This window comes from Curtobacterium sp. TC1, from assembly GCF_019844075.1.
Classification (GTDB): domain Bacteria; phylum Actinomycetota; class Actinomycetes; order Actinomycetales; family Microbacteriaceae; genus Curtobacterium.
In genome coordinates, this window is record NZ_CP081964.1 from 1944500 (window position 1) to 1965191 (window position 20692).

General features: G+C 71.9%; 22 protein-coding genes. 18 read left to right on the top strand and 4 right to left on the bottom strand.

Features of this window, described 5'->3' with window-relative positions:
* A complete protein-coding gene (locus KZI27_RS10280) occupies window positions 1–486 on the bottom strand; it encodes a flagellar protein FlgN (RefSeq protein WP_123312744.1) in 486 nt (161 codons plus the stop codon).
* A 457-nt stretch (window positions 487–943) separates the two neighbouring features.
* On the opposite strand from KZI27_RS10280, the gene KZI27_RS10285 reads away from it, so the two are divergent.
* The 18 genes from KZI27_RS10285 to KZI27_RS10370 all read left to right on the top strand — a co-directional run bounded on the left by KZI27_RS10285 (window position 944) and on the right by KZI27_RS10370 (window position 16053).
* Window positions 944–1762 carry a sigma-70 family RNA polymerase sigma factor gene (locus KZI27_RS10285; RefSeq protein ID WP_222661064.1) on the top strand — a complete coding sequence of 273 codons (819 nt, stop codon included), beginning with the start codon at window positions 944–946 and terminating at the stop codon, window positions 1760–1762.
* Between the two features lie 117 nt (window positions 1763–1879).
* Entirely contained in the window at window positions 1880–2719 is an 840-nt protein-coding gene (locus KZI27_RS10290) for a flagellin (RefSeq protein WP_222661066.1), read from the top strand.
* 104 nt (window positions 2720–2823) lie between these two features.
* On the top strand, window positions 2824–4212 hold the full coding sequence (gene fliD / locus KZI27_RS10295) for a flagellar filament capping protein FliD (RefSeq protein ID WP_261784216.1): 1389 nt from the start codon (window positions 2824–2826) through the stop codon (window positions 4210–4212).
* A 10-nt stretch (window positions 4213–4222) separates the two neighbouring features.
* A complete protein-coding gene (gene fliS / locus KZI27_RS10300; protein ID WP_222661070.1) occupies window positions 4223–4696 on the top strand; it encodes a flagellar export chaperone FliS in 474 nt (157 codons plus the stop codon).
* The gene (locus tag KZI27_RS10305; RefSeq protein ID WP_222661072.1) at window positions 4686–4988 is read left to right on the top strand and encodes a hypothetical protein; all 303 of its coding nucleotides are present in this window, start codon (window positions 4686–4688) and stop codon (window positions 4986–4988) included. The genes fliS and KZI27_RS10305 overlap by 11 nt, the downstream gene beginning before the upstream one ends.
* Before the next feature lie 225 nt (window positions 4989–5213).
* Window positions 5214–5558 carry a flagellar basal body rod protein FlgB gene (locus tag KZI27_RS10310; protein WP_123312740.1) on the top strand — a complete coding sequence of 115 codons (345 nt, stop codon included), beginning with the start codon at window positions 5214–5216 and terminating at the stop codon, window positions 5556–5558.
* Window positions 5555–5950: a flagellar basal body rod protein FlgC gene (locus tag KZI27_RS10315; protein WP_235035933.1), complete on the top strand. Its 396-nt coding sequence runs from the start codon at window positions 5555–5557 to the stop codon at window positions 5948–5950. The genes KZI27_RS10310 and KZI27_RS10315 overlap by 4 nt, the downstream gene beginning before the upstream one ends.
* Window positions 5950–6285, top strand: a complete 336-nt coding sequence (gene fliE, locus KZI27_RS10320) for a flagellar hook-basal body complex protein FliE (protein WP_123312739.1) — start codon at window positions 5950–5952, stop codon at window positions 6283–6285. The genes KZI27_RS10315 and fliE overlap by 1 nt, the downstream gene beginning before the upstream one ends.
* Window positions 6285–7958: a flagellar basal-body MS-ring/collar protein FliF gene (gene fliF, locus KZI27_RS10325; RefSeq protein WP_222661074.1), complete on the top strand. Its 1674-nt coding sequence runs from the start codon at window positions 6285–6287 to the stop codon at window positions 7956–7958. The genes fliE and fliF overlap by 1 nt, the downstream gene beginning before the upstream one ends.
* Complete coding sequence (gene fliG / locus KZI27_RS10330; RefSeq protein ID WP_261784217.1) at window positions 7955–9022, top strand: flagellar motor switch protein FliG; 1068 nt, start codon at window positions 7955–7957, stop codon at window positions 9020–9022. Before fliF ends, fliG begins: the two co-directional genes overlap by 4 nt.
* Window positions 9015–9677, top strand: a complete 663-nt coding sequence (locus tag KZI27_RS10335; protein WP_222661076.1) for a hypothetical protein — start codon at window positions 9015–9017, stop codon at window positions 9675–9677. The genes fliG and KZI27_RS10335 overlap by 8 nt, the downstream gene beginning before the upstream one ends.
* On the top strand, window positions 9674–11017 hold the full coding sequence (locus KZI27_RS10340; protein ID WP_222661078.1) for a FliI/YscN family ATPase: 1344 nt from the start codon (window positions 9674–9676) through the stop codon (window positions 11015–11017). The genes KZI27_RS10335 and KZI27_RS10340 overlap by 4 nt, the downstream gene beginning before the upstream one ends.
* A complete protein-coding gene (locus KZI27_RS10345) occupies window positions 11017–11448 on the top strand; it encodes a flagellar FliJ family protein (protein WP_123312735.1) in 432 nt (143 codons plus the stop codon). The genes KZI27_RS10340 and KZI27_RS10345 overlap by 1 nt, the downstream gene beginning before the upstream one ends.
* The gene (locus tag KZI27_RS10350) at window positions 11445–12185 is read left to right on the top strand and encodes a C40 family peptidase (RefSeq protein WP_222661079.1); all 741 of its coding nucleotides are present in this window, start codon (window positions 11445–11447) and stop codon (window positions 12183–12185) included. The genes KZI27_RS10345 and KZI27_RS10350 overlap by 4 nt, the downstream gene beginning before the upstream one ends.
* Entirely contained in the window at window positions 12182–13678 is a 1497-nt protein-coding gene (locus KZI27_RS10355) for a flagellar hook-length control protein FliK (RefSeq protein WP_222661080.1), read from the top strand. The genes KZI27_RS10350 and KZI27_RS10355 overlap by 4 nt, the downstream gene beginning before the upstream one ends.
* Before the next feature lie 25 nt (window positions 13679–13703).
* Entirely contained in the window at window positions 13704–14147 is a 444-nt protein-coding gene (locus KZI27_RS10360; RefSeq protein WP_111084148.1) for a flagellar hook assembly protein FlgD, read from the top strand.
* Between the two features lie 61 nt (window positions 14148–14208).
* Complete coding sequence (locus tag KZI27_RS10365; RefSeq protein ID WP_111084147.1) at window positions 14209–15384, top strand: flagellar hook protein FlgE; 1176 nt, start codon at window positions 14209–14211, stop codon at window positions 15382–15384.
* A 126-nt stretch (window positions 15385–15510) separates the two neighbouring features.
* Complete coding sequence (locus KZI27_RS10370) at window positions 15511–16053, top strand: DoxX family protein (RefSeq protein WP_222661081.1); 543 nt, start codon at window positions 15511–15513, stop codon at window positions 16051–16053.
* Between the two features lie 98 nt (window positions 16054–16151).
* Here KZI27_RS10370 and KZI27_RS10375 read toward each other — a convergent pair whose 3' ends face one another.
* The 3 genes from KZI27_RS10375 to KZI27_RS10385 all read right to left on the bottom strand — a co-directional run bounded on the left by KZI27_RS10375 (window position 16152) and on the right by KZI27_RS10385 (window position 20638).
* Complete coding sequence (locus KZI27_RS10375; RefSeq protein ID WP_261784218.1) at window positions 16152–17732, bottom strand: Na+/H+ antiporter; 1581 nt, start codon at window positions 17730–17732, stop codon at window positions 16152–16154.
* 68 nt (window positions 17733–17800) lie between these two features.
* Entirely contained in the window at window positions 17801–18904 is a 1104-nt protein-coding gene (locus KZI27_RS10380; protein ID WP_222661083.1) for a DUF475 domain-containing protein, read from the bottom strand.
* Window positions 18905–19069: 165 nt separating this feature from the next.
* Entirely contained in the window at window positions 19070–20638 is a 1569-nt protein-coding gene (locus KZI27_RS10385; protein ID WP_222661084.1) for a helix-turn-helix domain-containing protein, read from the bottom strand.
* Window positions 20639–20692 lie beyond the last annotated feature (54 nt).

The window sequence follows — 20692 nt, forward strand, 5'->3', positions numbered from 1 at the left end:
TTACAGGGTCCCCTCGAACAGGCGGGCGCCGTCGGAGCCGGCGCCGGAGGTGCCCGAGGCGTCGTAGGTCGCGGCGTTCGTCACGGTGCCGGCGAGGGTCTCCTCGGTGGCCTGGGCGGCGGTGCGCAGGAAGCGGTCGTTCTCGTCGCGCAGGGCACCGATCTGGGTGGTCAGTTCGACCATCGCGGTCAGGTGCGCGGCGAGGATCTCCCCCCACGGTCCGTTCGGTGCGGCGGCGACGACCTCGCGCAGGGGTGCGTCGGCGGGGACGCCCCACTCCTCGGCGACCTCGGCACTCGACGCGGCGCGTTCGAGTCCGGTGCTGCGGAGTCGTTCGAGGACCTGCTCGACCTCGCGGCTGGCGTGCGACACCCATCGGGAGCGGCCCGCGGTGAGCAGCAGCTGCTCCTCCTCGAGCTTGAAGGTGAGCAGCTCGAGCAGTTCGCGTTCGCGCCAGAGCACGGCGGACAGGTCGTTCACGCTCATCAGCTCCTCCCGTGTGGGTCGTCGTCGGGCGTCGGGTGTTCGGGTCTTTCGGTCCACCTTCCGGCGGACACCGAGACCTATCGACGCTGTGGCACCACCCGTAAGGCCCGAGGACGAGTGCGTGGAACGGACATCGTCCCGCCGCGGTCCAATGACCCCCGATGGGGGACGAGAACGACCGTTCCCGGCCCGGTGTCCCCACAAGTGCCGACCCCGAAACACCGGGAACACCCCCGCACTGGGGACTGATCGCCCCCCGTGCAGCGCATTGCCAGCCGATACATTCGGAACGCACCACGAGGGCGACCTCGAACCGCGCGAACGAGGCGCGGGGTGCGCCGCTCGGAGGGAACCGGGCGGTTCTTCGGCGTACGCACCGGCCATCCGAGGCCGGCGTTCGCCGTGCCCACGGACGGGTGAGTCAGGACAGTCACCTCAGGTCGATCAGGGGATCAGCATGGACCGCACCGCACGCAACGCGATGATCGTGGAGCACCTCCCGCTCGTGGGCTACATCGTCGCCGACGTCCGCTCCCGTGCCACGCACCTGGACCGCGACGACCTCGCCGCCGTCGGCTCGCTCGCACTCGTCGCCGCTGCCGACGCCTTCGACCCCACCCTCGGCGTCCCCTTCGGCGCCTACGCCCGCACCCGGATCGCCGGTGCCCTCGCCGACGACATGCGTTCCTCCGACTGGGCGTCGCGCGGCACCCGGAAGCGCATCCGCGAGACCCTCGCCACGCAGGAGGCCCTGTCCGCCCGACTCGGCCGGAGCGTCGGCGTGCAGGAGATCGCGGACGCGATGGGCGTGGACCGGCAGACCGCCTCGGACGCCATGAGCGACGCGGCCCGCATCGTCGCGCCCCTCGACGAGACCGTGCACGACCTCGTCGCCGCCGACCTGCCGTTGCCGGGCGACGACCTGCTCGAGACCGAGAAGCGCCGCTACCTGCGTGCAGCCGTCGAGGCGCTGCCCGAGCGGATGCGCTTCGTCGTCGAGGCCGTCTACTTCGGGGACCGCTCGGTGACCGACGTCGCCGCGGAGCTCGGCATCACGCACTCCGCCGTGTCGCAGCAGCGCTCGGAGGCGATGCGCCTGCTCCGCGACGGCCTGGCCGTGCACTACGGCGACGGCGGCGCGGTCGCCGAACCCGCCTCGCGCACCACGGCAGCCCGCCGGAGCGCCTACCTCGCACGTGTCGCGTCGAACGCCACCGCCGGCGTCGCGCGTGCCGTCCACGACGCGACCGCGCCGGTCGTCGTGGCGGCGAGCTGAACCGTCGACGGTCATTTCCGTCGATTCCCTAACGACTCCCGGCACCCGGTCGAGAGTCATCCACGTCAGCCCACGGACGGGCTGTAGTACGACCCAGAATTCACGGAGGAAACCACCATGGGTATGTCCATCAACACCAACCTCTCGGCACTCAACACGTACCGGAACCTCAACGCGACGCAGAACGACCTGTCGAAGTCCCTCGAGAAGCTCTCGTCGGGTCTCCGCATCAACCGTGCTGCCGACGACGCTGCCGGTCTGTCGATCTCCGAGGGGCTGAAGTCCCAGGTCGGTGGCCTCACGGTCGCCGCCCGCAACGCGCAGGACGGCATCTCCGTCGTGCAGACCGCTGAAGGTGGCCTCACCGAGACCCACTCGATCCTCCAGCGCATGCGCGACCTGGCCGTCCAGGCCGGTAACGACTCGAACAACGAGGACTCGCGCAAGGCGATCACGACCGAGGTCGGCGAGCTCACCAAGGAGCTCACCCGCATCTCGGAGTCGACCAACTTCAACGGCATCAACCTGCTCGACGGCTCCGCCGGCACCGCAGGCGTCCTGAAGTTCCAGGTCGGCGCCAACGGCGACGCAGCGAGCCAGATCGACGTCGACCTGTCGAAGGCGAACGTGGAGTCCGTGTCGACCGCGGTCGGCGCCCTCACCTTCGACAGCGCGACGAACGCTCAGGCCGCGATCACCGCGATCGACGAGCAGATCAAGTACGTGTCCTCGGCACGTTCGAGCATCGGTGCTGTCCAGAACCGCTTCGACCACGCCATCAACGTGACGAACGTGGCCAAGGAGAACCTCACCGCTGCCGGTTCGCGCATCACCGACGTCGACATGGCCGAGGAGATGGTCAAGTACACGCGCGACAACATCCTCAGCCAGGCCGGCACGTCGATGCTCGCGCAGGCGAACCAGAGCACGCAGGGCGTGCTCTCGCTCCTGCGCTAGCACCCACGACGCCGCCTTCCGGGATCGTTCAGGCTTCCCGGGAGGCGGCGTCGCCCTCCTGACCATCCCCACGACGCCAGGGAGTGTCGACGATGTCATCGTCCGTGTCCTCGAGCACCAGCCTCGCGATCGACGGGCTCGTCAGCGGGCTCAAGACGACCGACCTCATCAACTCGTTGATGAGCGTCGAGGGCGTGCCGCAGACCCTGCTCAAGAACAAGCTCACGAGCACCAACTCGTTCATCTCGTCACTGCAGACGATCAACGGGTTGGTGCAGGCCCTCGCGACGAAGGCGAAGGACGCCGCGAAGGCGACCTCGCTCGACCTGTTCACCGCCACGAGCTCGTCGTCGGGCGTCACCGCCGTGACCGACACGAACGCGAGCGCCGGGTCGCTGACGTTCACCGTCGGTGCGACCGCTTCCGCGCAGGTCGGGGTGACTGCCGCGATGTCGACGTGGTCGGCCGCCGCCGAGCCGATCACCCTGGTGGGCGCGGACGGCACGAAGACCACCGTCACGCCGTCGTCGGGCTCCCTCGACGACACCGTCTCGGCGATCAACAAGTCCGGGGTGGGCGTCACCGCCACGAAGGTCGCCGCGGGCGCCGCTGCCGACGGCACCAAGCTCTACCGGCTGCAGCTCACGTCCGCCAAGACCGGCGCCGCCGGCGGCTTCGAGGTGTACCGGGGGACCGCCGACCAGGTCGCCGCCGGCACCGCGACGAACGTGCTGACCGAGGTCGGCGCCGCGGTCGTCGCCCAGGCGAAGGACGCCAGCGTCACGCTGTGGGCCGGCACCGCCGCCGAGCAGACGATCACGAGCGCGACGAACACGTTCACCGACCTGGTGCCCGGGCTCAGCGTCACGGTGTCGAAGGCGTCGACGGACCCGGTCACGGTCGGCGTCGCGCAGGACACCACGAAGGCCCAGGCCGTGGCCTCCGGACTCGTCGACGCGATGAACGCGATCACGTCCTACTACAAGACGAACACGGCGGTCACGAGCACCACGAGCGCGACCAGCGGTGCCACGACCACCACCGCCGGCGTCCTGATGGGCGACGGGACCTCACGCGACGCCGTGCAGCGCCTGGGCAGCACCATGTCGGCGCCCGTCGGCGGCAAGTCGCCGTCGTCGATCGGCATCACGATCACCAAGGACGGCAGCTTCACCTTCGACGCCGACGTCTTCCAGAAGGCCCTCGCCACCGACCCGGAGGGCACGCAGGCGATGCTCTCCGGCGTCGCCACGAACGTCGGTGCCGCCGCGACGGCGGCGTCCGACAAGTACGACGGGTCCCTCACCACGGCGATCACCGGCCAGCAGGCGGTCGCCAAGGACCTGAACACCCAGATCGACAGCTGGACCGACCGACTCACGATGCGCCGCGCGGCGCTCCAGACGCTGTACTCGTCCCTCGAGACCAGCCTCAGCAAGCTCCAGTCCCAGTCGAGCTGGCTCGCCAGCCAGCTCGCATCGACGACGAGCTGACGGGATCACCATGACCTTCGACTTCCAGGCCGCCGCCTTCCGGCAGGCCGCGCAGCCCCGCACCGTGACCGACCAGCGTCGCGCCCAGTACACGAACGAAGCCGTCCTGTCGGCCACCCCGGCGCAGCTCGTCACGATGCTCTACGACCGGCTGCTGCTCGACCTGCACCGTGCCGAGGCCGCACAGACCGGCGCCGACTGGGACGCCGCCCGCGAACAGCTCCTGCACGCCCAGGCGATCGTCGGCGAGCTGTCGTCGACGCTCCGGATCGACGTCTGGGACGGGGGTGAGGGCCTGCTCGCCGTCTACAACTACGCGTCGACGTCCCTCATCACCGCGAACGTGCACCGTGACGTGCAGGCCACGCGGGACTGCATCCGGATCCTCGAACCGCTGCGGCAGTCGTGGCACGACGCCGCGGCGTCGCTCCCGGCGACGCCGGCACGCCAGCAGGCGACGGGCGGAGCCCTCGGTGTCGCCTGAGCCGGTCGACCACCGCCTCGCCTGGGAGGCCCTGCTCGACTCCCTGGAGCACGACGCCGCCCGGCAGGCGGCCGACCCCACGGCCGTGGTGGGGTGGTCGGAGCCGACCGGGCTGGGTCCGGTGCCGCGCGACCTGGTGGGGCGTGCCTCCCGGCTGCTCGCCGCGCAGCGGGACCGCATCGCGGAACTGGAGTCGGACCGACGGGCGACGCTCGAGCACCTCGGTGCCCTGCGGGCCGTCGACGCGACGCGCGAGCCGCGTCGCGCGGTGTACCTCGACGCCTCCGCCTGACCCGTCCGCCCCCGCCACCTGTTCCGCGACGAACCACGTGTCGTTCGACGAGTGGTCTGTCGCAGAAGTGGTGCCACCCCCGTTCGGGGCGAGGGCTAACGCGGCGCGCGACGGGCACCGATAGCGCCACACGAGCACGGATCGCTCACCAGTTCGGCCACGGATCGGCCACCACCATCAGGCGACGTCTCCAGGGGACGTCGCCATCGAGGGGACGGTCCACCAGTGTTCGATTCCGTGACGAGCGTCGCGCTGCAGAGCGCTCTCGACGGCCTGTCGATGCGCCAGAAGGTGATCGCGAACAACATCGCGAACATCAACACGCCGAACTACCACGCCGAGAAGGTCCAGTTCGAGGACGCCCTGGCGAAGTCGATCACCGACGGCAGCGGCGACACCGCGCCGACGGTCGCCCGCAGCCTCGAGCCGACGAACACGAACGGCAACAACGTCAACCTCGACGAGGAGACACTCTCCAACGTCGACACCGTGCTCCGGTACCAGTTCGCCACCCAGGCGATGAACTCCGAGCTCACCAGCGTCCGTGCGGCGATGCGGACGAACTCGTGACGACCTTCGACGCGATCGGCATCGCGAGCACCGGCATGACCGTGCACCGGAAGTGGCTCGACGCCGTCGCGGACAACATGGCGAACGCGAACACCGTGAAGTCGATGGACGACACCGCGTTCCAGGCCCGCTACGTCGAGGTCCAGGAGGGCAACGGCGTGTCCGGCGCCTACGTCAAGGGCGCCGCGTTCGGCAGCGCCGCCGGCCGCGTGACCTACGACCCGGACAACCCGCTCGCGAACGACGAGGGCTACGTCCGCATGCCGGACATCGACCTCGGCACGCAGATGGCGGACCTCATCATGGCCCAGCGCGGCTACCAGGCGAACGCCGCCGTGGTCGACCGTGCCAAGACCGCCTACGAGGCGGCACTGCAGATCGGGAAGAACTGATGCCCATCGACGCTGTCAACGGTGTGACCACCAACGCGATGACGAACGCGCTGACGAGCGTGTCCGGCACGTCCAGCGACGTCGCCGGAACCGCCGGCGCGACCAGCACCGACGGCAGCGGGTTCGCCGCCAGCCTCGGGAACGCCGTCGACGGGCTGCAGGCGCTGCAGAGCGACTCGAAGACCCTCGCGCTCAAGGCCGTCACCGGTAACCTCGACGACATCCACGACGCGACCATCGCCGCCACCCGCGCGCAGGTCACGCTCGAGCTCGTCTCCGCCGTCCGCAACAAGGGCGTCGACGCCTTCAACGAGATCATGAGGATGCAGGCCTGATGCCCGTCGCCGTCAAGAACGTCTTCGCGCGCCTGTCCGCGTACGTCAAGGGCTTCTCCGCCGCCCAGCGCACGATCGCGATCCTGGTGATCGCCGCGCTCGTGCTCGGTGGGATCGCCCTGGCGTCGTGGCTCGGCAAGGCCTCCTACGCGCCGCTCTTCACCGGGCTGGCCGCCGCCGACGCGAGCTCCATCACCGACCAGCTGCAGACCGACGGTGTGCCGTACCAGCTCACCGACGGCGGCGCGACGATCCTCGTGCCGCAGGCGCAGGTCTACTCGGAGCGCCTCAAGGCCGCGTCGAACGGGCTGCCGTCGTCGAACGAGGGCGGGTACTCGCTGCTCGACCAGATGGGCGTGACGAGCTCGGAGTTCCAGCAGGACGTCACCTACAAGCGGGCGATGGAGGGCGAACTCGCCAAGACCATCGGCGCGATGGACGGCGTGCAGACCGCCACCGTGCAGCTCGCGATCCCGGAGAAGTCCGTGTTCGTGTCCGAGGAGAAGGACCCGACGGCGTCGGTGTTCATCGCCACCGACAACGGCACGCAGCTCAGCACCGACCAGGTGCAGGCGATCGTGCACCTGACCAGCGCGTCGGTCGAGGGCATGCAGCCCACCGACGTCTCGGTCGTCGACGCCAAGGGCCAGACGCTGTCCGCCGTCGGCACCGGCGCCACCGGCAGCGGCGCCGACCAGGCCGCCGACTACGACGCCGCGACGAGCAAGAAGATCCAGGACCTGCTCGACACCACCCTCGGTGTCGGCAACGCGACCGTCGTGGTCTCCGGCACGATGAACCAGGAGTCCGGCACCCGCACGTCGGAGAGCTACACGACCCCGACCTCCGGACCGGTCGCGCTCAACGAGTCGAGCACCACCGAGCAGTACGGCTCGGGTGCCGCGGGCGCGTCGAGCGGCGCGACCGGGGTCCTCGGCCCGGACAACATCGCCGTGCCCAACGGGACGGCGACGAGCGGCACCGGCGACGACGGGTACACCAACGAGTCCGCGACGAAGAACAACGCCGTCGACCACACCACCGAGACCACGCAGATCCCCTCGGGGTCCCTCGACCGGCAGACCATCTCGGTCGCGCTGAACTCGAAGGCCGACGCCGTGCAGAACGCGAACCTGCAGAGCATCAACGACCTGGTGTCGGCCGCCGCCGGCGTCGACCAGAACCGCGGCGACCAGGTGAAGGTCGCGATGATGGACTTCGACACCAGCGGCGCCGACCAGGCCGCCAAGGCCCTCGAGGCGCAGCAGAAGGCCGACCAGCAGGAAGCCCTGTGGTCGTCGATCCGCACCGCCGGCATCGTCATCGGCATCCTGCTCGCGCTCATCGCCGTCATGTTCGTCATCGCCCGTCGCAGTCGGAAGCAGGAGCGCGAGGCGGTCGACCTCGGCGAACTCGACGCCTTCGCCGGCGAGACGTTCCAGCTGCCCCTCGCGATGGACGGCGCCGCCGACCGTGCGACCCTCGGTGCCGGTGACGCCCCGACCGCCGTGCTGTCGACGATGCCCGCCGGCGACCCGCCGACCGAGGTGCTGACGACCGACGAGATCACGGCCGAGCGTCGCCGCCAGGACATCTCCGCGCTGGCCGAACGCGACCCGAAGCGCACGGCGGAGCTGCTGCGTGGGCTCCTCGACGACCGGGCGCCGGTGTGAGCGCCCTGATGCCGAGCGCCGGCGGCCCGGGCAACGGCACCGGCAAGAACTCGAGCGACCGCACGCTGAGCGGCGCGCAGAAGGTCGCGCTCATCCTCATGCAGATGGAGACCGACCGCGCCGCCGAGGTGATGAAGCAGTTCACCGAGATGGAGGCCGAGGAGATCTCGGCCGAGATCGTGCGGATGCGCCGCGTCGAGGACACCGTCGTCGACCAGACCATGTCGGAGTTCCACCGGATCACGATGAGCGGTCGGCTGCAGAAGCGCGGCGGCAAGGAGACCGCGCTCGGGCTGCTCGAGGCGTCCTTCGGCGCCGAGCGGGCTGCCGGCGTGATGGACCGCCTGGCCTCGAACCTGGCCGGCCAGTCCTTCGACTTCCTCGACGACGCCGAGCCCGGTCAGGTGATCACCCTGCTCGAGGGCGAGCTGCCGCAGACCATCGCCCTCGTCCTCGCACACCTCAAGCCGGGGCAGGCGAGCGCCGTCCTCGCAGGTGTCGACGAGCGCGTCCGCACCGACGTCGCGCAGGCGTTCGCGACGATGGGCAGCGCGACCCCGGAAGCCGTCGGCATCGTCGCGGGTGTCCTGCGGCAGCGCGCCGGCGCCGTCGTGTCGCCGCGCGAGAGCGTCGAGGTCGTCGGGGGCATCGCGCCCCTGGTCGACATCATCAACCGCTCCGACGTCGCCACCGAGAAGGCCGTCCTCGACGGGCTGGAGGCCCGCGACCCGGAGCTCGCCGAGGACATCCGCTCGCGCATGCTCACCTTCGAGGACATCGTCAAGCTCGAGTCCCGCGACATCCAGCAGGTGCTCCGCGGCATCGACTCGAAGCTGCTGGCGACCGCCATGAAGGGTGCGGCCGGACCCGTCGTCGAGACGATCCGCGCGAACGTGTCCGAGCGGAACCGCTCGCTGCTCGACGACGAACTGCAGGCCATGGGCCCGGTCCGTGTCTCGCAGGTCGAGGAAGCGCGCGCCGAGGTCGTCCGTTCCGTGCGCGAGCTCGAGGCGCAGGGCGTCATCACCGTGCACCGCGCCGAGGAGGACGAGCTCGTTGACTGACACCACGACCGCCGGCACCGTGCAGCGCATCGCGTTCCCCGTCATCGGCGACGCCGCCGGGCGCGAACGTGCGTCCGGTGCGGACGTCCGCGGCCACGCGGCCGGCTACACCGCCGGGCTCCGCGCCGCACAGGCCGAGACGGACGCCCTGCGCGCCCGCCTGCAGTCCGAGCACGCGGCGCTGACCGCGTCGCTGCGCGCGGACACCGTCCGCCGCATCGCGGTCCTCGACGCGGCGACGAACGCGATGCTGTCCACGGTCGCACCCGTCCTCAGCGACGCGGAGGCGTCGGTCGCCAGCGCGGCCACCGACCTGGCCGAGGCGATCGTCGGGTACGAGATCCGCGCCTCCCGTCCGACAGTCGGTCCCGATGACGGACGGGAGGCCCGGATCACGTCCGGCGCCGAGACCACCGTCCGGCGGGCGCTCGCGTCCATCGACCGCAGCGTCCCGGTGGCCGTCCGGCTCAGCCCGGCGGACGCGGCCCGCGTCGCCGACGTCGACCTGCCCGTCCCGGTGGTCGCGGACCCCGCGCTGCGGGACGGCGACGCCGTCGTCGACCTGCCCGACGGCATCCTCGACGCCCGGATCGCGACCGCGCTCGACCGCGCCCGTACGGCGCTCGGTGTCGAGCCTCGGGGGGCGTCGGCATGAGCGCCACACTGCTCCGGCCCCGGGGGCTCGACGACGCCCTGCGACAGGCCGCACCCCAGCGGGTCGGCGTCGTCACGAGCGCCGTCGGCCTCGGTCTGACGATCGCCGGGCTCGACGCCCACGTCGGCGAGGTCGTCACGGTCGGGGCAGAGGACGGCGTGCAGACCGCCGTCGAGGTCGTCGCCACCGATGCCTCCGGCGTGCGCTGCATGCCGCTCGGCCGCCTGACCGGTGTCACCGCCGGCACCCCCGCACGCCCCACCGGCCGTCCGGTGCTCGTGCCGACGGGGGCCGGGCTGTTCGGTCGTGTGCTCGACGGGCTCGGCCGGCCGATCGACGACCGCGGCCCGCTCCTCGGCGCCGGTGGCGAGCCGGTCGACCTGGTACCGCTCGACCACGCGACGCCGAACGCGATGGCGCGCACCCGCATCGACACCCCGATGCAGCTCGGCGTGCGGGTGCTCGACACCCTCACCACCGTCGGCCGCGGCCAGCGCATGGGGCTCTTCGCGGGCTCCGGTGTCGGCAAGTCGTCGCTGCTGTCGATGATCGCGCGGGGGAGCGACGCCGCCGTCAACGTCATCGCGCTGGTCGGGGAGCGTGGCCGCGAGGTGCGCGAGTTCCTCGAGGACGACCTGGGGCCCGAGGGTCTCGCCCGCTCGATCGTCGTCGTCTCGACCTCCGACGAGCCCGCGCTCATGCGGCTGCGTGCCGCGTTCGTCGCCACCCGCATCGCCGAGTCGTTCCGCGACGCCGGCCAGGACGTCGTGCTCATGATGGACTCGCTCACCCGGGTCGCGATGGCCCAGCGCGAGATCGGGCTGTCCGTGGGCGAGCCGCCGGCGACCCGGGGCTACCCGCCGTCGACGTTCTCGGTGCTCGCCGGGCTGCTCGAACGCGCCGGCACCGACCGGGTCGGCAGCATCACCGGCATGTACACCGTCCTGGTCGACGGCGACGACCACAACGAACCGATCGCCGACGCCGCCCGCAGCATCCTGGACGGGCACGTCGTGCTCGACCGGAAGCTCGCGATCACCGGGCACTTCCCGTCGGTGGACGCCCTCGGCTCGGTGTCGCGCGTGGCCTCGAAGGTCACGCGACCCGAGCAGCGCGCTGCCGCCACCGTGCTGCGGAAGGTGATGGCCGCGCGTGCCGGCGCCCAGGACCTGCTCGACGTCGGCGCGTACCAGCGTGGCTCGAACCCGCTCGTCGACGCCGCCGTCGACCACCAGGGCGCGATCGACGCGTTCCTGCGCCAGGGGATGGACGAGCGGGCGACCGCTGACGCGTCCTGGCAGCGACTCGGCGGCCTCGTGCAGCAGCTGGGGGTGTCGTGATGGCCCGCCGGTTCCCGCTCGCCGGACTCCTGCGCCTGCGCCACACCGAACAGGACCGCGCCGCCGCCTCGCTCGCCACCGCGAACGAACGGGTCCGTGACGCTGCCGACGCCCGGATCGCCGCGCGCCGGAGCCTCGCCGACACCGAGGGCGCGCAGCCGATCGAGGACGCCGCCACCCTGAGCGCCGTCGCCGCCGCGCGCGCTGCGACCCGCGGGATGCTCGAGGAGCTCGACGCCGTCGTGCGGACCCGCCGCGCGGACGCCGACCGTGCACAGGACGAGTACACCGCCGCACGACGTGCCGCGGTCGGCCTGGAGAAGCTCGAGGGCAAGCACGCCGCCGAGCAGGCCGCCGAGGAACTCCGCACCGAACAGAACGCCCTCGACGAGATCGCGGCACGACGCCGCACGGAAGGTGGTGCCCGATGAGCGTCGAAGCGGTGCTCTCCCGGATCTCCGAGATCCGGTCCCAGATCGACACCCTGCGCGGGGGCTCGGCCGCGGCGGCCAGCTCGTCGTCGTCCGCTGCCGCGACCAGTGCGTCGTCGAGCGCGTTCGCCGATGCACTGGCGACCGCCACGGGCTCCACCGGCACCGGCACCGGCACCGCGACCACCGCTGCCGCAGCCGCCGCCCCGACCGGCAGCGCGCCCGCCACCTCGGTCGACGGCGGCGCCGGCACGCTCGCCACGGGCAGCGGCGCCACCGGCTCCGACGTCGTCGCGGACGCGAAGAAGTACCTCGGCGTGCCCTACGTGTTCGGCGGTACCACGACCGCCGGCATGGACTGCTCGGGGCTGGTGCAGACCGTGTTCAAGGACCTCGGTGTGACCATGCCACGGGTCGTGCCGGACCAGGCGAAGATGGGCGTCGAGGTCGGGTCCCTCAAGGACGCACAGCCCGGCGACCTCATCGTCCCGAAGGGCGAGGGCCACGTCGTCATCTACGTCGGCGACGGCAAGGTGCTGCACGCGCCGCGCCCCGGGAAGGACGTCCGCATCGTCGACAACTGGTACTCCGACGCCGACATCGCGACCATCCGCCGCATCGTGCCGGCCCAGGCGTCCGCGACCCCGGCGCCGACCGCGACCACGGCCGCGAGCAGCGCCACCGACCTGCAGACCGCCGCGCTGCTGTCCATGATGCAGTCCGGGAGCGCCGCATGAGCCTGACCATCGCCACCCAGCCCGCGCCCGCTCCGACGAGCACCACCGCGCCATCCTGCCCGAACTCCGACCCTGCAGCGCCCGGATCGTTCGACGCCGCCCTGTCCGCAGTGGTCGCCGGCGATCGTCGTGCCGGCGACCGCGCCCCGGGGCGCCGAGACGACTCCCACGCCACAGCCGACACGGGGTCGACCACGACGACGACCGCTGCCACGGCCACCGGGACGGACGTGGCGGCTCCCGCTGACGGCGCGACCGCTGCCGCCGCGCAGGCCCCCGCGCTCCCGCTCGCCGGGACGGTGCCCGCCCCGGTCCCTCCGGCCGCGTCGACGATCCCTGCCGAGACGGTCACGACGGCGAAGTCGACCGCGCCCGGGTCGACGGCGCAGGACCTCGCCGCGACGGCGGCGGCCCCGGCCCCGGCCCCGGCCCCGAAGACGATCTCGCCGACGACGATCGCGCCGACGACGCCTGGAGCCGACCCCGCCACCACCGGAGCTGCGGCTGCCACGGCGGCTGCGCTCCCGCTGGCTGGCACCTCGGTACCGACGGCCGACACGACCGCGTCCGCCCCATCCGCCACTGCACCGGCACCGGGCACGACCGCCGCAGTCCCCGCCGACGGCCCCGCGCCGTCACCCGCGTCCGCCCCGAGGCCAGGCATCCCGTCCGGTGGGACGACCAGCACCGGCACCGGCACCGGCGCCGTCGGAGTCACGAGCACGACCACGACCGCGAGCAGCGCACCCGCTGCCGCTGCCACTGCTGCCACTGCCGCCGCGGCCGCCGCGACGCTCCAGCCGACCGGCGCGGCACCCCAGACCGCCCAGAGCACCCAGCCCGCCGACGGCGCCGCCACCGGCGCCCCCGCCGTCGTGACGGTCGCCGCGACGACCGCTGCACGGGGTGCCCAGACCGGCCACGGGACGGAGCAGCAGGGGGCGACGGCGGGTGATCCGGGCCTCCCGGCAGTCACCACCGCCCGCGGTGGCGAGACGCCCTTCGTCCTGCCCACGACGCCGACCGCCGCGCCCACCCCGGCCACCGCGGCTCCGTCTGCGTCGGCCACGCCGGCACCGCTCGGGCAGCAGCTCGCGCGCCCGGTGTTCTCGCTCGCGCAGGCCGGCCCCGGTGAGCACGTCGTCACCGTGCAGGTCGTGCCGGACAGCCTCGGACCGGTCACGGTCCGGGCACACGTCACGGCACACGGCATGCACGTCGAGCTGTTCGCGGCGTCCGAGGCGGGCCGCGACGCTGTCCGCCAGGTGCTGCCCGACCTGCGGCGCGACGCCGCCGGCACCGGGCTGAGCACGACGCTCGACCTGTCCTCCCAGAACCACCCGGACACGGCGCCGGGTCGCGACCACCGACCGGCCGACGGCCGCCTGCGTGCCGACACCGGCCTGGAGGCACGGCGCACGTCCGCCGCGCAGCCCGCGTCCGCCGCCCCCAACTCCACCATCCGCACCGCGGGACTCGACGTCCTCGCCTGACCGGCTCACGAACAGGAACCAGACCATGCCCATCGACGGCATCACCGGCAGCGTGGACCAGGCTGCCCAGGCCGCGGCCCTCGCCGCGAGCTCGACCGCGAAGAAGTCCCAGACGATGGACTCCGAGGTGTTCATGAAGCTGCTCGTCACGCAGCTGCAGAACCAGGACCCGTCGTCGCCGATGGACACCAACCAGATGATCAGCCAGCAGACGCAGCTCGCGATGATGGAGCAGATCACCAACCAGACCACGACGGGGAACGAGAACTTCTCGCTCCAGATGCGCATCGCCGCCGCGAACCTCGTCGGCAAGCAGGTCAGCTACACCGACGCCGCGACCGGCACCGCCGTCACCGGGACCGCCTCGGCCGTGTCCTACGCGAACAGCGTGCCCACCGTCACCGTGAACGGGAAGGAGGTCGCTCTCGACGTGATCTCCGGCATCACCACCACCGCACCGGCTTCCTGACCGTTCTTCTTCCGCTTCCCTCCTTCCTCCTGCTCTTCCTGCCTCTCCGAAAGGACGCACCATGCTCCGCTCGCTCTACTCCGGGATCTCCGGCCTCCGCTCGCACCAGCAGATGCTCGACGTCACCGGCAACAACATCGCCAACGTCAACACCGTCGGCTTCAAGTCGTCGACCACCGTCTTCCAGGACACCCTGTCGCAGATGACCCAGGGTGCTGGCGGACCGCAGTCCGGTATCGGCGGGACGAACCCCGCGCAGATCGGCCTCGGCGTCCAGGTCGCCGGTGTGTCGACGAACTTCGCGCAGGGCTCGGCCCAGGCCACCGGCAAGGCCACCGACCTGATGATCTCGGGCGACGGGTTCTTCGTCACGCGCCTCGGCAACGACACCGTGTACAGCCGTGCCGGTGCCTTCGACTTCGATGCGAACGGCCGTCTGGTCACCGCCGACGGCAAGATCGTGCAGGGGTACTCGGCGACGAACGGCGTCGTCAACGACGGCGGCCAGCTGACCGACATCCGTCTGCCCCTCGACGCCGCGGCACCCGCCACGTCGACCACCTCGGCCACCGTCAGCGGCAACCTGCCGTCGGACACCGCCGTGGGCGAGACGCTCAACCGTGACGCCACCGTGTACGACCAGTACGGCACGAAGCACACCATGTCGCTCGCCTACACCCGCACGACCACCGGGTGGAACGTCTCGGCGTCGAACGGGCAGGGGACCTCCGCCACCGGCACGATCACCTTCAAGACCGACGGCTCGATCGCCTCCGGTTCCACCCTGGCAGTCGGTGGGATCACCGTCGACATGACCCAGCTGTCCGGCTTCGCGTCGCTCAACACCGCGTCGATCTCGTCGCAGAACGGCCACGAGGCCGGCTCCCTGCAGGGCTACTCGATCTCGAAGGACGGCACCGTCACCGGGTCGTTCTCGAACGGCGCCTCGCTGGCCCTCGGACGGATCGCCCTGGCGACCTTCGCGAACCCGGCCGGCCTCGAGAAGACCGGTGCCTCGGGCTACCGGGCGACCGCGAACTCGGGCCAGGCCTCGGTCGGCACCCCCGGATCGGCGGGCGTCGGATCGCTCGCGTCCGGCACGCTCGAGATGTCGAACGTCGACCTGTCGCAGGAGTTCACGAACCTGATCGTGGCGCAGCGCGGGTTCCAGGCGAACGCGCGCATCATCACGACCTCGGACGAGGTGCTGCAGGAGCTGACGAACCTGAAGCGGTAGGCGCGCTTCGCTGCGCGCTTCGCGGCGTGCTTCGCGGCGCGCTTCGTGAGCAGGAATGGTCGGGTGCCTCCGGGCGACCCGACCATTCCTGCTCACGATCGTCCGTCGCGGCGTACCGTCGCGCGCATGAGCTCGCACACCACCAGCACCGCATCGGTCACCGCCAAGACCCTGCTCCGCATCGCACTCGGCGCCGTCCTCGTCTCGCACGGCTCCCAGAAGCTCTTCGGCGCCTTCGGCGGCGGAGGCATCGAGGGCACCGCGCAGGGCATGCACGCGATGGGGTTCCGCCCCGCCAAACGGAACGCCGTCCTGGCCGGGATCGGCGAGGCCGGCTCCGGCGCCGCACTGGCACTCGGACTCGCCACCCCGATCGCCGGTGCGGGCGCCGCGACGACGATGGGCGTCGCGTCGAGCGTGCACACCCCGAACGGCTTCTTCAACGCCGACGGCGGGTTCGAGTTCCCGGCGTTCCTCGGCTTCTCGGCGGCGATGTTCGCGCTCGGCGGCCCCGGCCCGGTGTCGCTGGACCACGCCACGCGGCACGTGTTCGACCGCCCGTGGTTGCGGGCGATCGCCCTCGCCGCCGTCCCGGTCGCGATCGCGGTCCAGGTCGCGCAGCGTCGGAAGGCGCTCGCGTCCGACGCGGCGGCGTCCGAAGACGCGTAGACCGCGAGACGGGAGGCCCGGTGCCAGCTGACACCGGGCCTCCCGTCCGGCGGTGGTCACGCCGTCACCCCGCGGTGTCGCTGGGCACGTCGGTGAGGTCACGCGGGGCTGATGCCGCCCAACCGTGCCTCTTCCGCGTCGTAGCCGGCGCGGACCTGGCGCAGCACCAGGTCGTCGATCTCGTCCGAGTCGCGGAGCCGCAGCAGGGTCGCGGCCTTGTGCTGCACCAGGGCGAGTTCGAGCGCGACGGCGGCGTCGTGCCGCTGCAGTGCCGGGTGCTCGTCGTCGTCCTCTTCGCGTGCCTGGATGACGTCGAGGTGCGCCTCGTAGTCCTTGCGGACGCGGTCGACGGTCGCCCGGTCGGCGCCCGTGGACCGTGCGAGCCGGGGGAGTGCGTCGAGCGCCTCCTCGATCGCGGTCCGCTCCGCGAAGCGGCGCTCCTCGCCGACCGACTCGTCCTCGGGCAGCGCTGCCCGCCGCAGGACCGCCGGCAGCACGAGGGCCTGCCCGACGATCGTGACGACGACGACGCCCGCCGTCACGAAGACGATGAGGTCGCGGTCCGGGAAGTCCGCGCCGGACTCGAGCATGCGCGGCACGGCGACGGCCATCGCGAGCGACACCGCACCGCGGAAGCCCGCGAAGCCGCTGACGAGCCGGTCGCGGTGCCCCTCGCGCGGTGCGCCGCCGGTGCGTCGCGTGACGAGCCAGACGGTGCCGCCCGCGGCGTTGAGGAAGGCGAACCGCACGACGACGAGCACCACCGCGACGGCGAGCACGATCCCGGCGGCGCGGAGCAGCTCGGGTGGCGTGAGGGCCCGTGCCGCGACCATCGCCTCGATGCCGACCAGGACGAACAACGCGCCGTTGAGCAGGAACGTCAGGAACGACCAGAACGCCCGGACCTGCTGGCGGGTCTCGGCCCGGTCGAGTTTCGGACCGACCTGGCTCACGACGATGCCGGCCGCCACGACGGCGAGCACGCCGGACGCGCCGATGGCCTCGGCCGCGAGGAACGCGCCGAAGGGCACGAGCAACGTGACGAGGTTCTCGAGCACCACGGTGTCGACCCGGCGCAGGACGAGCGTCCCGACCCACGCGGCGGCGAGGCCCGCGGCGACGCCGCCCACGTAGGACAGGACGAGCATCCCCGAGACGCCCCAGAAGGTGAGCTCCTGCGTCCCCACCGTGACGGCGACCGCGATGCCGTAGACGACGAGGGTCGTGCCGTCGTTCACCAGGCTCTCGGCCCGCAGGACGGTGACGTTGCGGCGGGGCAGCATCTTCGTGAGCACGCCGACCGCGGTCGCGTCGGTCGGGGCGACCGCGGCGCCGAGCACCCATGCTGGTCCCCAGGGCAGGCCGAGCAGGTGGAGCAGCACCGCGACCGCTCCGGCCGTGACCACCACGAGCAGCGTGCCCATCAGGACGATGCCGCGCAGGTTCTTCCGGATCTCGCGCAGCGACGTGGTCAGGCTCTCCCAGTACAGGAGTGCCGGCAGGAACAGCAGCAGGACGGCATCGGCGGGCAGCTCGACGTCGGCGAACTGCGGCACGAACGCCAACGCGGCGCCGAACACGAGCAGCAGCACCGGCGGGGCCACCCGGATCCGGTCCGCGATCCCCGCCGTCAGCGCGATGGCCAGGCCGAGGACGACCACCAGTTCAGGACCCAGCACGTGCACTCCGATCGTCGTCCGACCCGCAAGTCAACGCCGATCCCCGGTGGATCCTTCCAGGCGCGTGATCAGACGGGGTGCGGGCGCCGGGACATCCGACGCCACCAGGCTCGCCACGGCAGGGAGCTCGCGAGCGCCGAGCCGATCACCACGCTGCCGAACCACCCGACGACGACACCCGGGATCGGCACGAGCAGGCTCGCCCACAGCAGCACCGCGAGCACGCCGAGCACGTACGCCGCCCCGGCCTTCAGGTAGCGCAACCGCTTCAGCCCGGCGGCCTCGTCCAACCGCGAGGTCAACCGCGCCAGGAACACCGCGCCGACGCCGATCGCCGCCACGGCGACCGCGGCCTGTTCGAGCGCTCCGAGCCCGTCGGCGCCGAGCGTGCCCGACCCCGACAGGCTGTACACGCCGTCCAGGATCTCGAACAGCATGAACACGACGAGTCCCCGCTCGAACACCACTGTCGACGCGTAGGCGTGGATCCGCCAGGCACCCCGCCCGACCCCGATCGACGCCGTGTCCGACCCGACCCCGTCGAGCGCCCAGGCGGCGACGCGCTTCGACCCGAGGTACGCCGCGATGCCCGCCGCGCCGCCGAGCACGACCGGCAGCAGGGCTCCCGGCGACCACGCGCGGTCGAGGCCGACGAGGACGGCCGTCACGGCGACCCCCGTCGCAGCGGTGACCAGCGACCAGACGCGGGGCCGCGCGACGGCGGCGAGCCGGGCCTCCAGGCGGCCCAGCCAGGACCTGCGCGACGCACGGTCCGTGTTGAACAGGTACTCGGCGAACACGAGCCAGATGAAGGCGGCGCCGAAGGCGGCGAGGGCGGGGCGCACCTCGGCGAGGTGCGCCGAGAACGAACCGGGGGCGAAGACGGCCTCCTGCACGGAGCTCGCGGGGTCGGTCGCGTCGCCGACCGCGACCGCCGCCGGCGGGAGGAGCAGCCGCATCGCGAGGACGCCCGCGACGATCCCGAGCGACAGGAACAGCCGTCGGGCGGGGGAGTGCAGTCGTCCGGCGATACCGGCCATCGGCACCGACGAGTCGGCGGCCATCGCGATCTCGAGGAGCGCGAGCGCGACGAACGCGAGGGCGGCGGCAGGGCCGAGGACGAACCAGGCCGCGGCAGCGGCCGCGACCGTGGTGAACAGGGGGACGGTCAAGAGCGATCTCGTGGCCATCACCCCATCCAGCACCGGTCGCCTGGGTGGGTGGTGGAGCGCTCCTGCGCATCAGCCTGGAGGCTCGGGTCGATCCGCGCAGAACGGGTGACGGCCCGTCCCCACTTGCGGGGACGGGCCGTCAGGTCTCGCGGGGAGGCGGTCGCCTCAGTCGTGGAACGTCTCGATGGACGCGCCGAGCGAGTTCAGGCGCTCCTGCAGCTGCTCGTAGCCGCGGGCGATGATGCCCACGTTGCGCAGGACGCTCTCGCCCTTCGCCGCGAGCATCGCCAGCAGGATGACCACCGCGGGGCGGAGGGCCGGCGGGCAGCTGATCTCGGCGCCGGAGAAGTGCGTCGGACCGGTGACGTCGAGGCGGTGCGGATCGCGGAGGGTGACGCTCGCGCCGAGGCGGGTCAGGTCGAGCAGGTGGATGGCCCGGCCCTCGTACACCCAGTCGTGCACGAGCGTTGTGCCTTCGGCCATCGCGGCGATGACCACGAAGAACGGCAGGTTGTCGATGTTCAGCCCGGGGAACGGCATCGCGTGGATCTTGTCGATCGGTGCGTGCAGTTCGGACGGGTGCACGGTGATGTCGACCAGTCGGGTGCGGCCGTTCGCAGCCGGGTACTCGTCGGTGACGTCGAAGCGCAGGCCCATCTCGGCCAGGGTCGCGAGTTCGATCTCGAGGAACTCGATCGGCGCACGCGTGACGGTCAGCGTCGAGTCGGTGACGATGCCCGCGGTCAGCAGGCTCATCGCCTCGACCGGGTCCTCGCTCGGCCAGTAGTCCACGACCTCGTCGATGCGGCTCTTGCCGGTGATGCGGAGCGTCGTCGTGCCGATGCCCTCGATCTGCACCCCGAGCAGCTCGAGGAAGAAGCAGAGGTCCTGCACCATGTAGTTGGGGCTGGCGTTGCGGATGACGGTCTCGCCGTCGCGGGCTGCCGCGGCGAGGATCGCGTTCTCGGTCACCGTGTCGCCGCGCTCGGTGAGGACGACCGACTTGGTGGGGACGTCCTGGTTCGCGACGCCGACCTCGTACCAGCCGGAGGTCGCCTCGACGTCGACGCCGAACGGACGCAGGGCGATGAGGTGCGGCTCGACCGTGCGGGTGCCGAGGTCGCAGCCGCCGGCGTACGGCAGCCGGAAGGACTCGTACCGGCCACTGAGCGGGCCGAGGAACATCAGCACGCTGCGGGTGCGGCGGGCGGCGTCGGCGTCGATCGCGTCGAGGCGCAGGTCGGACGGGGCGACGATCTCGAGGGTCTCGCCGTCTTCCGACCAGGTGACGCTCGCGCCGAGGCTGCGGAGCACGTCGATGATGCGGTCGACCTCGACGATCCGGGCGACCTTGTGCAGCCGGGTGACGCCGCGGTTGAGCAGCGAGGCGCAGAGGAGTGCGACGGCCGCGTTCTTGCTCGAGTTCACGGCGATGGAGCCGCTGAGCTTCCGGCCGCCCTGCACGCGCAGGTGGGCACGCTGCGGGGCGCCGCCGATCGAGACGATCTGCTGGTCGAGGGCGTCGCTGATGCGCGTGAGCATCTCGAGGGACAGGTTCTGCCCACCCTGTTCGATGCGGTTGATCGCGCTCTGGCTGGTGCCGACGCGTTCGGCGAGCTGCGCCTGGGTCATGCTGCGGCCCTTGCGGGCGCCCCGGATGAGGGCGCCGACCTCGCGGAGTGGTGCTGCGGTCGCCGGAGATGCCGGCGAGACGACGGTGGTGGTGTCGGTCATGGCGCCAACGTAACACGCTCATGAGATAAAACGACTGAAGAACGACACCCGTCG

Excerpts from the sequence above, each read along its gene's own strand:
- fliF (WP_222661074.1), top strand. The coding sequence starts at position 6,285 with ATGCCCGTCGCCGTCAAGAACGTCTTCGCGCGCCTGTCCGCGTACGTC.
- fliE (WP_123312739.1), top strand. The coding sequence starts at position 5,950 with ATGCCCATCGACGCTGTCAACGGTGTGACCACCAACGCGATGACGAAC.
- KZI27_RS10340 (WP_222661078.1), top strand. The coding sequence starts at position 9,674 with ATGAGCGCCACACTGCTCCGGCCCCGGGGGCTCGACGACGCCCTGCGA.
- KZI27_RS10360 (WP_111084148.1), top strand. The coding sequence starts at position 13,704 with ATGCCCATCGACGGCATCACCGGCAGCGTGGACCAGGCTGCCCAGGCC.
- KZI27_RS10350 (WP_222661079.1), top strand. The coding sequence starts at position 11,445 with ATGAGCGTCGAAGCGGTGCTCTCCCGGATCTCCGAGATCCGGTCCCAG.
- fliS (WP_222661070.1), top strand. The coding sequence starts at position 4,223 with ATGACCTTCGACTTCCAGGCCGCCGCCTTCCGGCAGGCCGCGCAGCCC.
- KZI27_RS10385 (WP_222661084.1), bottom strand. The coding sequence starts at position 20,638 with ATGACCGACACCACCACCGTCGTCTCGCCGGCATCTCCGGCGACCGCA.
- KZI27_RS10355 (WP_222661080.1), top strand. The coding sequence starts at position 12,182 with ATGAGCCTGACCATCGCCACCCAGCCCGCGCCCGCTCCGACGAGCACC.
- KZI27_RS10365 (WP_111084147.1), top strand. The coding sequence starts at position 14,209 with ATGCTCCGCTCGCTCTACTCCGGGATCTCCGGCCTCCGCTCGCACCAG.
- KZI27_RS10290 (WP_222661066.1), top strand. The coding sequence starts at position 1,880 with ATGGGTATGTCCATCAACACCAACCTCTCGGCACTCAACACGTACCGG.
- KZI27_RS10370 (WP_222661081.1), top strand. The coding sequence starts at position 15,511 with ATGAGCTCGCACACCACCAGCACCGCATCGGTCACCGCCAAGACCCTG.
- KZI27_RS10345 (WP_123312735.1), top strand. The coding sequence starts at position 11,017 with ATGGCCCGCCGGTTCCCGCTCGCCGGACTCCTGCGCCTGCGCCACACC.
- KZI27_RS10280 (WP_123312744.1), bottom strand. The coding sequence starts at position 486 with ATGAGCGTGAACGACCTGTCCGCCGTGCTCTGGCGCGAACGCGAACTG.
- KZI27_RS10285 (WP_222661064.1), top strand. The coding sequence starts at position 944 with ATGGACCGCACCGCACGCAACGCGATGATCGTGGAGCACCTCCCGCTC.